The organism is Pseudomonas sp. LBUM1656, assembly GCF_059716065.1.
In genome coordinates this window covers 4,845,136-4,857,659 of record NZ_CP166800.1, presented here as the reverse complement: position 1 = coordinate 4,857,659, position 12,524 = coordinate 4,845,136, and the positions used below count along the sequence as shown (strand labels likewise).

The following is a 12,524-nucleotide window of genomic DNA, read 5'->3' as shown; positions in this document are numbered from 1 at the left end:
CCTCCATACGATCAACCAGAGTCTTTTTAACTAATTGAGGTCGTGCAGGCTCAAGTGACCGCTGATCGAAAACCTGCAGTCGAGGCGTTTGATTTAGCGGTTACCTGTAATTTCTGACAGTAGACAGGTTTTTTCTCCAAGCGCTAGATAAGGTCCTGGCATGCCTGTTCAAACTGAGTAGGCACCAGCATTTATAATTAGGAGCGTTGCGATGGCCGAGTCCTTGAGTCCTATGACTGTTGTTTGTGGTCAACAAGTCGTTTTATACGTTGACCAAGCAAACCCACTGATTCCGAAAGTCGTCATTCCGGCACGAGATTTCAAAATTGGCGAAACAATCAAGGTGTGGTTCGGCGACATTTTGGTCGGCACTCACCGCTATCGAGAAGGTGATTTCTTCCCTATACATATTGCTTTGGACAAAGAGGCTCTGGCTATGGTTACTGGCACATCGGAGGCTCGCTACGAGATTGAGCATCTGGATGAACCGACCTCCACCTCGAGTTCTTTCCGTGCCAAGGTCGAGCTGTTTAACAGCCAATCGTCCTTGAGTCACGCTAACGAAATCGAGGCGTAATGGCTTCCGTCACTGCGTCAAAGCTAGCGTAAAAATCAACTCCGTCCCATGGGGCGGAGTTGATTTCACGTCGAGTTGCCCGCCATGGGACTGCGCAATCTGACTGGCAATGTTCAACGCCAACCCATGGCCGGTCTGCAGTGTTCCGCTGGCCGGTCGCGGGTAGGGGGGGAACAGATGGGACCACGCGTCCTCGGCTCTTCGGTGACCCGCGCCACTGCGGTGAAGCGCAGCCCGGTCAGCTCCGGTCACCAGAAGAATCGCCGGCACTGCGCTGATCCAACCGATCGTGGCAATGTCTGCTGCCGCCGTTTTCCTCATTTCAATCGTTCTCCGCGCAACTGCCATCGAGGGATGCTGGCGGGCTGCCGCGCTGGCGCACTTTCATTGCGTTAATCCGAGATGCAAAAAAGCCGCACGATCCGAAGATCGTGCGGCTTTGTTTTATACGGGGATCACGTGTCTTGCTTGTCGCTCAGGACTTTGCCGGTGGTGGCATCGAAGTCCACGTCGAATTCTTTGCCGTCAGCGGTTTTCAGTTCCACTTCGTATTCGTAGCCATTGAAGTGGTTGTCCAGGTCGGTGTCGGTGATGGTCGCACCCGGGTGCAGTTTCAGCGCCTCCTGGTTCATTGATTCCAGTGGCTTGATCTTGCCGCTCTTGACCAGCTCAGGGATCTGGTCGACGCGGACGTCAGCCTGAGCCAGGCCAGCAGTGAGGGTCAGGGCAGCAGCGGTGAACAGGGCAGTCAGGGCTTTCATAAGATTCTTTCCTTGGGGTGATCTGTTTAAGTGGGGCCAGATTAACTGTGGCAACTTAACTCAGCCTTAATTCCAATGACCGTGTCGTTTGGAGGATTTCGCGGGCAAGCCTCGCTACCACAGGATTTGAGTCGATCACAAATGATGCGATTGCCCTAAATCTTGTGGGAGCGAGGCTTGCCCGCGAAGAAGTCGACGCGGTGTCGTGTCAGCTACTGGTCAATACCCGTTGTTCTGCAGCAACTGCGCAACCGTCCCGGCCGCCGGGCGTTTGTAGAACTTCAGCAATTCGCTGGCGCGGTTGGTAAAGACGCCATCGACGCCGGCGTCCATGACTTTCTGGTAATCGACCGCATCGTCGATGGTGTAGACGTGCACCAGCAGGCCCTGATCGTGGGTGTACTGGTTCATCCACGGTTTCACCAGGTCCGAATAGCTTTGATCGCCACCCTTGGTCAACGCGGCGGAAGGACCGGTGCCGATCGCACCCTGTGCCTTGGCGTACTCGACCCACTGCTGGAATTCGGCTTTGTCTTTCGGTTCCTGCTTGGCGTAGTAAGTCGCCTTGTCCTTGTCGCCGGACTCGGCAAACGTCACTTTGGATTTCGGTTCGATACTGCCTTCGCCGACCCACAGCAACAGAATTTTCGGCACCTGTGGCATTTCCTTCTCAAGCAATTCGAGGCTGCTCTTCTCGAAGGTTTGCAGCACGACTTTGCCTTTGCCCTGGCCGACCGCCAGATTGCTTTTCGCCAGTTTGGAACCCGCCGGACTCAGCCAGCCGCGATCCTGCAATTTATCCTTGAGGTCACTTTCGATACCGGGGAATTGCTTCGGCTCTTTGGTTTCAATGTACAGGCCGGGCTTGTGCAGCGGATTGCCCTGGGCGATGTCGATGATTTCGTCGAGGGTCAGAATCTTCAGGCCGACGAAAGACGGCCGCGCGCGATCCGGGTACGCGGTGTTGAACCAGCTGCCGGCATCCAGGGTTTTCAGTTCGGCGATGGTGAACGCGTTGGCCGGGCTGTCCTTGCGATCGGGGAATTTGCTGGCGACGTCGGTGGTGCGTTGCAGGTTGTTGTCGTGCAGGGCGAACAACACGCCGTCCTTGCTGCGTTGCAGGTCCATTTCCAGGTAGTCGGCGCCCAGATCGCGGGCCAGTTTATAGGCGGCGGCGGTGGATTCCGGTGCATCGAAGGAGGCGCCGCGGTGGGCGATCACTGCCGGATGCGGGATGCCCAAACGGGTCGCCAAAGCGGTCGGGCTGGGCTCGTTGGCGGCCTGTGCCTGGCCGAAGCCGAGCAGCATGCTCAGCAGCAGGGCGCTTTTGGTGAAGGTAACAGGCATGGTCGAGGTCCTTTCGCGTTGAGTTTTCAAAGACGTCTCTTTTAACAACTGAGCGCCGCCAGCGCTATCGCCAGACCGACATAAACGTGTTTAAAGCAGATTTTTTCAGCGCTTTTGTGCAGTTCTTTGCAGTACTCTTGGCCCAGGCGTTTCCCCGGCAGAGGGAAATCCGAGTGCTAAACCTTGCGTGTAAACCATCGTTCACCGGTCGGTAACGACCTTTTGTGAGGTTTATATGCGCATCACTTCCGAGCTTATCTGCCAGGCCGCCGACCAACTCAAAGGCTTCGTCGGCCTCAATCGCAAAACCGGCCACTACATCGTGCGTTTCAGCGAAGACTCGTTTGGCATGGACGTGGCTGATGACGGGATTATTCCTACGAGTGAATTTGTCTGGGCGCCGGGACCGGGGCAGGCCATGACGCTTAAGCGTGAGCTGATTCAATTGTTGCTGGATCAGAATATCGATGACCGGATCAATGTGACCGAGCCGTTGCGGGTGTACATGAATCGGCGGGAAGTGCCGGAGATTTCGGCGGTTCGGAGTCTTGTTCAGGGCTGAGCTTTGTAGTGTTTGTGCTGGCCTCATCGCTAGCAGGCTAGCTCCCACATTGGTGTTGTGTACGACACATATCCCCTGTGGGAGCTAGCCTGCTAGCGATGGCGGCCTAAAGAACGCCGCATTTTTTACCGCTTGAACGCATACGGCCGCTCAACCCTGCACACCCGCGTATGACACGCCGAATACCACGTCGACCGCCCACGCTCACGAATCTCACTGTGCTCCGGATGATGCTTCCAAGCCAATATCGCCGCCTCGCTGGCCCAGTAAGAAACCGTAATCCCCAGCCCATCCTCGCCCCGAGCTGATTCCACACCCAGAAACCCTGGCTGCTCACGGGCCAGTTCCACCATGCGCTCGGCGGCTTCGGCGTAACCGTGATCGCCGTCGGTGCGCAGCGAAGTAAAAATCACCGCGTAGTAAGGCGCCGATGGCGTATCGGCAATCATGATTTTTGCCTTTTGCAGGCTTCGATCAAGGCGCGGACCAGCGGCGGTAGGGTGCCTTTGAGCGCGGCACGTTCAGGCTGGAACAGGGTGGCGACGAAGAAGAGATGCCCTTTAAGTTCCACCGCTCGCAGGTCGCCGGTGGAGTCATGGCCAACGGCGCACAGCTGTTGCGCCAATAACCCATGTTCGAAGTCCGGATTCACGCCATAGCGGCAGCGATATCCCTCGGCGATCTCAGCGCTTTCGTACGCCTTGGCGATCAACGAGCCTTCAACCAGGTGAATGCGGTCCGTTGCTTCCACCAAGGAACAGGCCAGCGGCGTGAGTAACGCGCGCGCGGCATCGGGATGGGTTTCGCCATGCTCGGCGTCTTCCCAACCCAGTACGTTTCGAGCGAACTCAAGCACCGCGTGTTGGAAGCCGCCGCAGGTGCCGAGGAACGGTCGCTGTTGTTCTCGGGCAAAACGAATCGCCCGCAACGCGCCGTCCATGTCGCGGTAAGGGCTGGCGGGCACGCACCAGAAACCGTCGAAGTGTTGTAAAGGGGTGGCGGCGTTGATGTGGTCGGTGGCCAGCCACTGGAATTGCACCTCAACGTTCAGCTGTTCGGCCGCCATCCCGAGGGCGACGGGAATGGCTTGGTGGGCGGTGACCTGTGGGTCGTAGTCACCGATCAGGGCGATGCGAATTGCGGTGGTTTCCATGAGTGATCTCGACGCTTGTTGATTCCTGGTACCCACTATAGATTGGCGTTCACGCATTCAATATTGGCGTTATCCCAAGTGATCAATGCAGCAACGCACTATCGACTCGACTACCCGGATTTGGCGCTGATTCTTGCCCTGGTGCGTGGCGGCTCTCTGGCCCGGGCGTCGGCGTTGTTGAAGGTCGACGTTTCAACGGTGTTTCGCGCCGTTCGCCGACTGGAAGCCGCGCTGGGTCAGCAACTGTTCGAAAAGAGCCGCGCCGGCTACCTGCCGACCACGCTCGCACAGAGCATGGCCGAGCAAGCTGAACGGGCGGAACAAGCGCTGGAAGCGGCGCGCATTGGTGTGGAGCAGGGGGGCGAAGTCGTCAGCGGCACGGTGCGGTTGACCTGTACGGATTCTGTTCTGCAAGGGTTGCTGCTGCCCGCGCTGGCGCAGTTCATGCCGTCCTACCCGGCGCTTACCATCGAACTGAGCACCTCAAACGACTTTGCCAATCTCAGCCGCCGCGATGCCGATATCGCCCTGCGCCTCACCCGCACGCCGCCTGAACACCTGGTCGGTCGACGTCTGGCGGATATTTCCTATCGGGTTTGTGCCAGTGCGGCGTACTTGAAATCAGTCGATCCCGAAGACTTGGCCTCACTGACCTGGATCGCGCCGGATGACTTTCTTCCCGACCATCCCACCATTGCCTGGCGGCGCCAGCAATTGCCCGGGGTTACGCCGAGTTATCGCTGCAACAGCATGCTGTCGGTGACCGAGTTGGTGCGGGCCGGATTGGGCGTCGCGGCGTTGCCGGACTTTTTGATCGGTGACGAGTTGCAGCCGTTGACCGGCCCGTTGCACGGCTACGACACCGCGCTCTGGTTGCTCACTCGTCCGGACTGCCGAGCGTTGCGCTCGGTGGTGACGTTGTTCGATGAGCTGGGGCGAGCGCTTCGATTGCCGTGACCGGGCGTTAAACCTTCGGCTGATCTTTGAGCACGAAGTGCTGATGCATTTCCGACGTCAGGTTTTCGATGCGTTCAGTCAGGGTCTTGGTCAATTCCGTCAGCCGGGTGTTCTGCTCGAGCAAGGCCATTAGTTGCGCGGTGTTCTGCGCCGCTTGTGCCTGACGTTCGGTGTTGGCTACCGCGAGGGATTCCCGGTGCAGGGCGTCGGCGTCGGACTGGGCTTTGTCCCGCGCCGCCTGGCGGGTCTGGGCCAACAAAATCAGCGGGGCGGCGTAAGCCGATTGCAGGCTGAAGGCCAGGTTGAGCAGGATGAACGGATAAACGTCGAAGTGGGTCACGCCAAAGATGTTGAGACACACCCAAAGCACCACAATCAGCGTCTGGGCGCCCAGAAAGGTCGGCGTGCCGAAGAACCGCGCAAAGGCTTCGGCGCGCAGGGCAAACTTGTCGCTGCCGAACGTCGGCGCCAAGTGGGCATGAGCGCGGTGAAAACGCAGGTGATCGACGGGAGCGGCGGGTGTGGTTTCGTGGGTCGAGGTGGTCATGATGCTCTCTGCTGGGCGCTGGGACTGAAGCTCACTATAGCCCCAGCGTCGGTTTCACTTTGAAACACATTGCAGCGATTTGCTCAGCACGACCGGTGATGGTACTGCCGGAAGAGATTGTCATTTCTTGCAGCTCGATTCAGCGCTGATAACACGCCAGGAACATGTCCAGCGCCGACTCCACCACGGTGCTCTGCATCTCGACCGACAGCGCCGGGAGCCCCATGGAAATCTGCGGCCAGAATGCAAAGGATTTGAGCATTCCGTGAATCTGCTGTGCGGCAAATTCGGGGTCTACCGGTTTCAATCGACCGTCTGCCTGAGCGGCGCGGATCCACACGGTCAGGCCTTCTTCGCGTTCTCCCATTCGGGCAACCATGTTTTGCGCGCGCTCGGGAGAATGGATGGTCGCGGCGATCGCCACACGCGCCAGGTCGAGGAAATTGTCATCCCCCAGCATCTGCAATTTCGCCTTCAACATCAGGCTCATTTGATCGCGCAGCGGCAGGTCAGGGCGGTAGGCCGTTTCCTGCGACGCGGTTACCCGCGCCCACAATTGATTGAGGATTTCAGCGAACAACTCTTCCTTGCTGGGAAAGTGGTTGTACACCGTGCGCTTCGACACGCCGGCGGTGGCGGCGATCTTGTCCATGCTGGTGATGTCGAAACCGTTGGCACGGAACTCGGCAATCGCCGCCAGGATGATGGCTTCGCGTTTACGGTCGGTGAGGCGCTGTGGAGCTGTCATAAGTACGCTTCGGCAGGCAGATAAAGAGAATTACACTCAGCAGTTTACTTGTGATCGGGTTTGATGCAACCTTGAAACTACACTGTGCAGTGTAATGTTTTGTTAATCCTGCACAGGGAAAAATAGAGTCTTCGGCTGATGCGTGCGTGCTTTGGCCATTATTATCGTCCCACCGTGAAATACCGCTTTGTGCGGTTTTTCAGGAGTTACTCAGACATGGCCAACTCAATTTCCCCTACGGACAACGCCTCCACGCCTGAAGCCTCCCGTCAGGCAGAAGGGCACTTTCGCAATCATGCGCCGGTGCAACGTGAAGGCTTTCGGAAAATGGTGCGCATCATGTGGAACATGATCTTCCACAAACCGCGCAACACTCGCCCGACAGCGCCCGTCCCGGTGCAAACCCTGACGCAGGCAGCGCTGATCGCTGCACCCAACCACAGCGTCTATCGCCTCGGTCACTCCACCGTACTGCTGAAGCTGCGGGACAAATTCTGGATCACCGACCCGGTCTTCGCCGAACGCGCCTCCCCAGTACAGTGGGCGGGTCCGAAACGTTTCCACCAGCCGCCAATCAGCCTCGAAGAATTGCCGTCGATCGAAGCGGTGATCCTGTCGCACGACCACTACGACCACCTCGATTATCAAGCCGTGCTCAAACTGGCGGACAAGGCCAAGTACTTCCTGACGCCACTGGGCGTGGGCGACACCCTGATCAAGTGGGGTGTCGAAGCCAGCAAAGTGCGCCAACTGGATTGGTGGCAAGGCACGGAAGTCGATGGCATGCAGTTCATCGCCACACCGTCGCAGCACTTCTCCGGTCGCGGCCTGTTCGATGGCAACAGCACGCTCTGGGCCTCGTGGGTGATGATCGACGGCGACACGCGCATCTTCTTCAGCGGCGACAGCGGTTATTTCGATGGCTTCAAACGCATCGGCGAACAGTACGGCCCGTTCGACCTGACCCTCATGGAAACCGGCGCCTATAACGTCGAGTGGCCGCACGTTCACATGCAGCCTGAAGAAACCCTGCAAGCGCACATCGACCTCAAAGGACGCTGGTTATTGCCGATTCACAACGGCACCTTCGATTTGTCGATGCACGCCTGGTTCGAGCCCTTCGACCGGATCCTCGCATTGGCCTGGGAACGCAATGTGTCGATCACCACACCGCAAATGGGTGAGGCGTTCAACGTCATGTATCCGCAGCGAGGAAATACCTGGTGGTCCGGACTGGAAGATGAAGACGGTCAGGTCGCCACTCAGAACGCTTGATCCTAAATCGTCGGGCCACTCGCCATGGAGCGGCCCGCGATCTTCGCTACGGTCAGATCACGTACGTTCCCGGCGAGAATTTCATCCAGTTCCCCTGCTGACAGCCCAAGCCTTTGCGCCGCTTCCGCCTTACCCAACTGACCGGTGTCGAGGAGCATCCCGATCTTCATGAGGTATTCGGCTTTGGCCCTCATCTCCCTCCCATCGGCACCCGAAGACGGATTACCGCGCCTGTCGCATTCATTGATTCCATTCATCTGCTGACACCTCACTCAACCATCGCGTAGTCCGCCCGACCCACCGGATCAGGCGTCGAACCTTTAATATTCATCCCTCGACCCGGCGCAAATCCCGGGAAGAACACCAACCCCTCCGATTCAAACCGATACGCCAACGCCAGTCGGGTGACATCCAGTACATCGCGTTCGTCCTCAAATCGCAGAATGGCGTCCACGGAGACTCCGGATTCCTCCGAGAGCTCTTCCACACTCCAACCCAGCATCGCTCGGGCCTGGGCACAGTGGGCCGGGGTGAATTGGAAAAGGGCGATACGTTCCAGGGTGATTTTCATCGCAAGAGAGGCCATGGTGTTCTCCGGGCTCGAGAGTGCTAATCCAAAAAGTACTGTTGTTTTGTACAGTTGTTTTGCGCCCGGATCAAACTCATTTTTTGATTTTTGCTATGTCGCCCCCTCCATCCAGACGGACGGTGCCTGCCCTAATACGCGGCGAAACATGGTCGAGAATGCCGCCGGGCTGTCATAGCCGAAATCCAGTGCAATCCGCGTCACCGGTATCCCCGCCGCCAACCGCGCCAGGGCCAGTACCACGCAGGCCCGCTGGCGCCATTGGCTGAAACTCAGGCCAGTCTGTTGGCGGAACAGCCGATTAAACGTGCGCAGGCTGATGTGCAACTGATCAGCCCATTGCTGCGGCGATTGATGCGCATCGGGCCGCTGCAAAAAGCCTTGGCACAACCCCAGCAACCGCGCATCGATCGGTAAAGGAATGTGCAACGGCAAGTGAGCACTGCGCGCCAGTTCATGCAGCAACAAGTGGATCAACGCGCCATCGCGCCCGGTCTCGTCATACACCAGCGGGACTTCCACCGCCTCCATCAGCAAGTGACGCATCAACGGCGACACACTGATGACCTGGCAACGCGGCCCCAGATCAACCGCGCCAGGTTCGATGTACAAACTGCGCGTGCTCACCCCCAGCATCAACACTTCATGCGCCACCTCCGCCGGAATCCACACCGCCCGCTGCGGCGGCACCACCCAATTGCCGTCGTGCGTGCTGACCTGCATCACCCCCGTGGCGCCGTACAGGAGTTGTGCCCGCCGATGTGTATGACGGGGCAACACATGGCCGTGGGAATAATCCGTACCGATCGCCACCACCGAGCGCGGGGTGTCATCCAGCAGATTGATCGAAATGTTGCGCATTGAGCGGCTTCCAGCAGTTGGCGTAAACGCGAACATTATTGGCTGACTTGCTGAAGCAGGCCAAGGCGCATCGCTCTATTGTCCACCGCTCTCAATCAATGGACGACGCGTGATGTTTTATCTCTTGCTGGGATTATTTGGCTGCATGACTGGCGTTACTGCGGTGTTGTTCGGCTTTGGCGGCGGCTTTGTTGTGGTGCCATTGCTTTATCGCATGCTCGTGGTTAGCCATGGTGCCGATGACCCGATCGGCCAATCGGCGATGCACATTGCCGTGGCGACTTCGACGTGCGTGATGATCGTTAACGCTATGGTCGCCACAGGAAAACATCACCGCGCGGGTAATCTCATTCGCCATTACCTGTGGCCTTTGAGTGGATTCATCGGATTGGGCGCGGTGGTTGGAGCGGTCGCCGCGATGTGGGTAAGTGGCGAGATAATTCGTTATGCCTTCATCGCGTACCTGGGCGTGACCATTGTGGATTGCCTTTTTCGACGTGGTTTTCTGACAGCGTCCGACACCGCAATCCCACGGCGATTGGGAAGGGCGGAAGTGTCTGGCGGCGGCGTAGGAATCGGCGTTATCGCGACGTTTCTTGGCGTGGGTGGCAGCGTCATGACCGTGCCGTTGTTGCGTCGATGCGGGTTGAGCATGAGTCAGGCGACGTCCATGGCCAATCCGCTAAGCCTGCCCGTGGCGCTGGCCGGAACGGTGACTTACATGGCGATGGCGGGGTTCACCGAGTTTGATCTGGGATCGTGGTTTATCGGCTATGTGGATCTGCTGGCGTTTGCGGTGTTGACGATGGGATCGTTGGTGGGGATTCGATTGGCCACGCCTTGGATTGGGCGGATTCCGGATCAGTTACACGCCAGGGTCTATATTGGATTGTTGATAATCGTGATGCTGAGCATGACGGTACGTTAAGTCCGCTGCGCGGCATCGCTCAAATCTAGTAAAGGAGGATGCCATGTCGATATCCGACAGTGACTGGAAGAAGTACCAGGAACTCCACGAACTGGCGCTGGACCGCTTCTGCCAAGGCGTACTTGCTAACGCCCAGACCATCGCTCAAAACGAATCTTTATCAGCTCATGCGCGATACCGTACGCTCTATCGCCTGATGCGAAGTCGGGACAAGGATTTGGCGAGTGCATTCAACACAGGTAGACGCTCAGAGGCCTCGTTGTCTTTGATGTTAATGGTCGCGTATGACCTGCTCAGCGATGAGGAGTTGTCAGTTCTGAGCGAAGAATTACGACAGCGAATTTCTGACGCTGTTCGCCAGCCTTATGAGATCGAATGGGCTACAGACTCATAGCATTTTTCAAACATTGACCAGAGAGCCAGGATGTTGATCTTCAATTGCACCGAAGCGGCCAGCAAATTTTTTAGTCGTGTCCACAAGGGCAAAACAATCACGCCTGTGCAGAAACCGCCGTCGCCCGTTATCGAGGACGATGAGCCAGTCGAATACGCAGAACAGTGGCTGGTCCACGCCATCACCGTACAACGCAAACACGTATTGTTAGTCATCCACGTGCAAACCCGATATTGCATGATTTTCGCCGACGCGAAAAAAGCGGATATCGACGGTTTTGTTCATCGTTTTGCCGAGCGTTGGATAAACGGGCTGATGCGCCATGCGATGCAGCACGACATCCTTCGCTGGATCGATGACGAGCCGATGATGGAGCGTTTCCTGAAGAGTTGCGGGGAGTACGTGTTTTACAAACGCGGTCATCGCGGTGCGCAAAAACACCTCAATGAAATCGCCTGGATATTTGAGGACTGCGCCGCCGAATGGGGTACGTTGCCTTCGGACGAGTTTTCGGCCGGTCGCTTCGATGGGGATATGAACGACACCCCGAGAGGCAGCAAAGGGCACAAGGATTATTACTATCCCGATGAGGAAATGATCGTTCACTGGTTGCGCCGTTATGGCGGTCTGGATGAGGCTGCGGTTCAGGCAGCCCGTGAGCGGCGCATGGAAGTGAAACGGGAGATATGGGCGTTTGAAAGGCAGCAATATCTCGAAGCGCAATGAGCCGTTCGTGATCCTGCCTTTTAACTCTTAAGCCCCGGCGCCTCCCTAATAATAAAGTGATCCAGGTTCTCAATATCCGCACTGAACACCCCGAACGTCTGCTCGGGGTTTTTCTTGCTCGGCACCTGCTTCAACTCCGGCGTCACGCCATAAAAGAAGCAATACAACTGCGCCTCACTGTCGATGGCGTGCTTGATCTCTTCCAGAAACGCTTTGCGCTTGCGGTAGTTCTCGATCAGCTTCTTGCTCAGGTAAACGTTGACTGAATACGGCTTCTTCTTCGCCTCGTCCGCCTGCTTGAACCAGACCTTCTGCTCGAAATCGATGCGAAAGCTTTGCGTGTAATCCTTGATCTCCTTGATCTTGCCCCAGTAAATCAGCCCCTTGTTGTCCGTCAGGTATTCGATCTTCTTGAAGAACGACCCGTAAGGCGCCGTGTGCTCGCCAACCTTCAGCGGCATGCGCTTGAGCAGGTCCTTGTCCTCGAAGTTCGATACAAAACACTCCACCGGGTGGGCGAAGACACTGGTCTTGTCCGGCGCTGTTTCATGGCTCGGGTGCTCTGTGTTGCTAGCCACACTGGTTGGCTTCGGATCGTCCCGCACCACATCCGCCGCCACCGCCGGGTTCGACGGCTTACGCACATACTCACGCCGAGTCAGCAACAACTCCGACGGGAAATGCTCCTCGCGACTGTCATCCGTTTCCGCACCGTCCGCGTCCACACCTGACGCCGACGCCTTGAGACTGACATAAGGACAATCCGCCACATGCCGGGTGCTGGGCGTGTTCTTGAAGTGCGGGGTGCGCACGTAATTCACGTTCTTGGCGTTGAACGTGGTCAGCACATTCAACCCATCGAACGCCGCCCTGCATGCGTCATTAGGACATTGGAAGTGTTCCTTGGCGGAATCGAACTTCATGGTTTCGTCGAAATTGAGATCGCGCACGTCATAGATCGACAGCTTGTCGTCGAGGCTGAGGCAGTAGGCGAGGTCGAATTTCATGGCGGGCTCGGGTCCTTGAGGGGGGAAGGGTATTAATAGCGGGAGGCGGGGCGGGTTGCACTGAATGTTTTCAACACACCGCAAAATCTGCGGCA

18 protein-coding genes and 1 pseudogene are annotated in these 12,524 nt (G+C 57.4%); 7 read left to right on the top strand and 12 right to left on the bottom strand.

Translation table 11 applies throughout. The annotated features are described in order from the left end of the window. Positions 1–211 precede the first annotated feature (211 nt). The gene (locus tag ACA072_RS21920) at positions 212–577 is read left to right on the top strand and encodes a hypothetical protein (protein ID WP_497620531.1); all 366 of its coding nucleotides are present in this window, start codon (positions 212–214) and stop codon (positions 575–577) included. A 9-nt stretch (positions 578–586) separates the two neighbouring features. Here the strand turns inward: ACA072_RS21920 and ACA072_RS21915 are convergent, their stop codons facing one another. The 4 genes and pseudogenes from ACA072_RS21915 to ACA072_RS21900 form a co-directional block, all read right to left on the bottom strand. Then, positions 587–754, bottom strand: a complete 168-nt coding sequence (locus ACA072_RS21915) for an ATP-binding protein (RefSeq protein ID WP_497625029.1) — start codon at positions 752–754, stop codon at positions 587–589. Positions 755–765: 11 nt separating this feature from the next. Then, positions 766–898, bottom strand: a pseudogene (locus tag ACA072_RS21910) (sensor histidine kinase); the annotation flags it as partial. Positions 899–1,032: 134 nt separating this feature from the next. Next, positions 1,033–1,338, bottom strand: a complete 306-nt coding sequence (locus ACA072_RS21905) for a PepSY domain-containing protein (RefSeq protein WP_497620530.1) — start codon at positions 1,336–1,338, stop codon at positions 1,033–1,035. A 219-nt stretch (positions 1,339–1,557) separates the two neighbouring features. Further along, a complete protein-coding gene (locus ACA072_RS21900; protein WP_497620528.1) occupies positions 1,558–2,685 on the bottom strand; it encodes a glycerophosphodiester phosphodiesterase in 1,128 nt (375 codons plus the stop codon). 235 nt (positions 2,686–2,920) lie between these two features. Here ACA072_RS21900 and ACA072_RS21895 point away from each other — a divergent pair, with 235 nt between their 5' ends. After that, positions 2,921–3,247 (top strand): DUF2025 family protein, encoded by a 327-nt coding sequence (locus tag ACA072_RS21895; protein ID WP_497620526.1) that lies wholly within the window; start codon positions 2,921–2,923, stop codon positions 3,245–3,247. A gap of 125 nt (positions 3,248–3,372) precedes the next feature. On the opposite strand, the gene ACA072_RS21890 is transcribed toward ACA072_RS21895, so the two are convergent. Beyond that, positions 3,373–3,696 (bottom strand): antibiotic biosynthesis monooxygenase family protein, encoded by a 324-nt coding sequence (locus ACA072_RS21890; RefSeq protein WP_497620524.1) that lies wholly within the window; start codon positions 3,694–3,696, stop codon positions 3,373–3,375. Next, a complete protein-coding gene (locus ACA072_RS21885) occupies positions 3,693–4,400 on the bottom strand; it encodes a CTP synthase C-terminal region-related (seleno)protein (protein ID WP_497620523.1) in 708 nt (235 codons plus the stop codon). The genes ACA072_RS21890 and ACA072_RS21885 overlap by 4 nt, the downstream gene beginning before the upstream one ends. Positions 4,401–4,415: 15 nt before the next feature. Between ACA072_RS21885 and ACA072_RS21880 the strand changes: the two genes are divergently transcribed. Beyond that, positions 4,416–5,357: a LysR family transcriptional regulator gene (locus ACA072_RS21880; RefSeq protein WP_497620522.1), complete on the top strand. Its 942-nt coding sequence runs from the start codon at positions 4,416–4,418 to the stop codon at positions 5,355–5,357. A gap of 7 nt (positions 5,358–5,364) precedes the next feature. On the opposite strand, the gene ACA072_RS21875 is transcribed toward ACA072_RS21880, so the two are convergent. Both ACA072_RS21875 and ACA072_RS21870 read right to left on the bottom strand, forming a co-directional pair. Continuing rightward, on the bottom strand, positions 5,365–5,904 hold the full coding sequence (locus ACA072_RS21875; RefSeq protein ID WP_497620521.1) for a DUF1003 domain-containing protein: 540 nt from the start codon (positions 5,902–5,904) through the stop codon (positions 5,365–5,367). A gap of 139 nt (positions 5,905–6,043) precedes the next feature. After that, positions 6,044–6,652 (bottom strand): TetR/AcrR family transcriptional regulator, encoded by a 609-nt coding sequence (locus ACA072_RS21870; RefSeq protein ID WP_497620519.1) that lies wholly within the window; start codon positions 6,650–6,652, stop codon positions 6,044–6,046. 216 nt (positions 6,653–6,868) lie between these two features. On the opposite strand from ACA072_RS21870, the gene ACA072_RS21865 reads away from it, so the two are divergent. Next, positions 6,869–7,927 carry an MBL fold metallo-hydrolase gene (locus tag ACA072_RS21865; protein WP_497620518.1) on the top strand — a complete coding sequence of 353 codons (1,059 nt, stop codon included), beginning with the start codon at positions 6,869–6,871 and terminating at the stop codon, positions 7,925–7,927. Between the two features lie 2 nt (positions 7,928–7,929). Here the strand turns inward: ACA072_RS21865 and ACA072_RS21860 are convergent, their stop codons facing one another. The 3 genes from ACA072_RS21860 to ACA072_RS21850 all read right to left on the bottom strand — a co-directional run bounded on the left by ACA072_RS21860 (position 7,930) and on the right by ACA072_RS21850 (position 9,374). Then, positions 7,930–8,184 carry an XRE family transcriptional regulator gene (locus ACA072_RS21860; RefSeq protein WP_497620517.1) on the bottom strand — a complete coding sequence of 85 codons (255 nt, stop codon included), beginning with the start codon at positions 8,182–8,184 and terminating at the stop codon, positions 7,930–7,932. Between the two features lie 11 nt (positions 8,185–8,195). Then, entirely contained in the window at positions 8,196–8,513 is a 318-nt protein-coding gene (locus ACA072_RS21855; RefSeq protein WP_131059705.1) for a helix-turn-helix domain-containing protein, read from the bottom strand. A 93-nt stretch (positions 8,514–8,606) separates the two neighbouring features. After that, positions 8,607–9,374, bottom strand: a complete 768-nt coding sequence (locus ACA072_RS21850; protein WP_497620516.1) for an AraC family transcriptional regulator — start codon at positions 9,372–9,374, stop codon at positions 8,607–8,609. 112 nt (positions 9,375–9,486) lie between these two features. Between ACA072_RS21850 and ACA072_RS21845 the strand changes: the two genes are divergently transcribed. The 3 genes from ACA072_RS21845 to ACA072_RS21835 are packed head-to-tail and all read left to right on the top strand — an operon-like array spanning position 9,487 to position 11,422. Further along, positions 9,487–10,302 carry a sulfite exporter TauE/SafE family protein gene (locus tag ACA072_RS21845; RefSeq protein ID WP_497620514.1) on the top strand — a complete coding sequence of 272 codons (816 nt, stop codon included), beginning with the start codon at positions 9,487–9,489 and terminating at the stop codon, positions 10,300–10,302. A gap of 43 nt (positions 10,303–10,345) precedes the next feature. Continuing rightward, entirely contained in the window at positions 10,346–10,696 is a 351-nt protein-coding gene (locus ACA072_RS21840; RefSeq protein WP_497620512.1) for a hypothetical protein, read from the top strand. 30 nt (positions 10,697–10,726) lie between these two features. Next, the gene (locus ACA072_RS21835) at positions 10,727–11,422 is read left to right on the top strand and encodes a DUF6933 domain-containing protein (RefSeq protein ID WP_497620511.1); all 696 of its coding nucleotides are present in this window, start codon (positions 10,727–10,729) and stop codon (positions 11,420–11,422) included. Positions 11,423–11,442: 20 nt separating this feature from the next. Here ACA072_RS21835 and ACA072_RS21830 read toward each other — a convergent pair whose 3' ends face one another. After that, positions 11,443–12,429, bottom strand: a complete 987-nt coding sequence (locus ACA072_RS21830) for a hypothetical protein (protein ID WP_497620509.1) — start codon at positions 12,427–12,429, stop codon at positions 11,443–11,445. Between the last annotated feature and the right edge of the window lie 95 nt (positions 12,430–12,524).

Bases quoted from the DNA above. Each gene is read 5' to 3' on its own strand.
- ACA072_RS21885 (WP_497620523.1), bottom strand. From the start codon at position 4,400: ATGGAAACCACCGCAATTCGCATCGCCCTGATCGGTGACTACGACCCA.
- ACA072_RS21845 (WP_497620514.1), top strand. From the start codon at position 9,487: ATGTTTTATCTCTTGCTGGGATTATTTGGCTGCATGACTGGCGTTACT.
- ACA072_RS21870 (WP_497620519.1), bottom strand. From the start codon at position 6,652: ATGACAGCTCCACAGCGCCTCACCGACCGTAAACGCGAAGCCATCATC.
- ACA072_RS21830 (WP_497620509.1), bottom strand. From the start codon at position 12,429: ATGAAATTCGACCTCGCCTACTGCCTCAGCCTCGACGACAAGCTGTCG.
- ACA072_RS21865 (WP_497620518.1), top strand. From the start codon at position 6,869: ATGGCCAACTCAATTTCCCCTACGGACAACGCCTCCACGCCTGAAGCC.
- ACA072_RS21840 (WP_497620512.1), top strand. From the start codon at position 10,346: ATGTCGATATCCGACAGTGACTGGAAGAAGTACCAGGAACTCCACGAA.
- ACA072_RS21875 (WP_497620521.1), bottom strand. From the start codon at position 5,904: ATGACCACCTCGACCCACGAAACCACACCCGCCGCTCCCGTCGATCAC.
- ACA072_RS21920 (WP_497620531.1), top strand. From the start codon at position 212: ATGGCCGAGTCCTTGAGTCCTATGACTGTTGTTTGTGGTCAACAAGTC.
- ACA072_RS21895 (WP_497620526.1), top strand. From the start codon at position 2,921: ATGCGCATCACTTCCGAGCTTATCTGCCAGGCCGCCGACCAACTCAAA.
- ACA072_RS21905 (WP_497620530.1), bottom strand. From the start codon at position 1,338: ATGAAAGCCCTGACTGCCCTGTTCACCGCTGCTGCCCTGACCCTCACT.
- ACA072_RS21855 (WP_131059705.1), bottom strand. From the start codon at position 8,513: ATGGCCTCTCTTGCGATGAAAATCACCCTGGAACGTATCGCCCTTTTC.
- ACA072_RS21890 (WP_497620524.1), bottom strand. From the start codon at position 3,696: ATGATTGCCGATACGCCATCGGCGCCTTACTACGCGGTGATTTTTACT.
- ACA072_RS21900 (WP_497620528.1), bottom strand. From the start codon at position 2,685: ATGCCTGTTACCTTCACCAAAAGCGCCCTGCTGCTGAGCATGCTGCTC.
- ACA072_RS21835 (WP_497620511.1), top strand. From the start codon at position 10,727: ATGTTGATCTTCAATTGCACCGAAGCGGCCAGCAAATTTTTTAGTCGT.
- ACA072_RS21850 (WP_497620516.1), bottom strand. From the start codon at position 9,374: ATGCGCAACATTTCGATCAATCTGCTGGATGACACCCCGCGCTCGGTG.
- ACA072_RS21860 (WP_497620517.1), bottom strand. From the start codon at position 8,184: ATGAATGGAATCAATGAATGCGACAGGCGCGGTAATCCGTCTTCGGGT.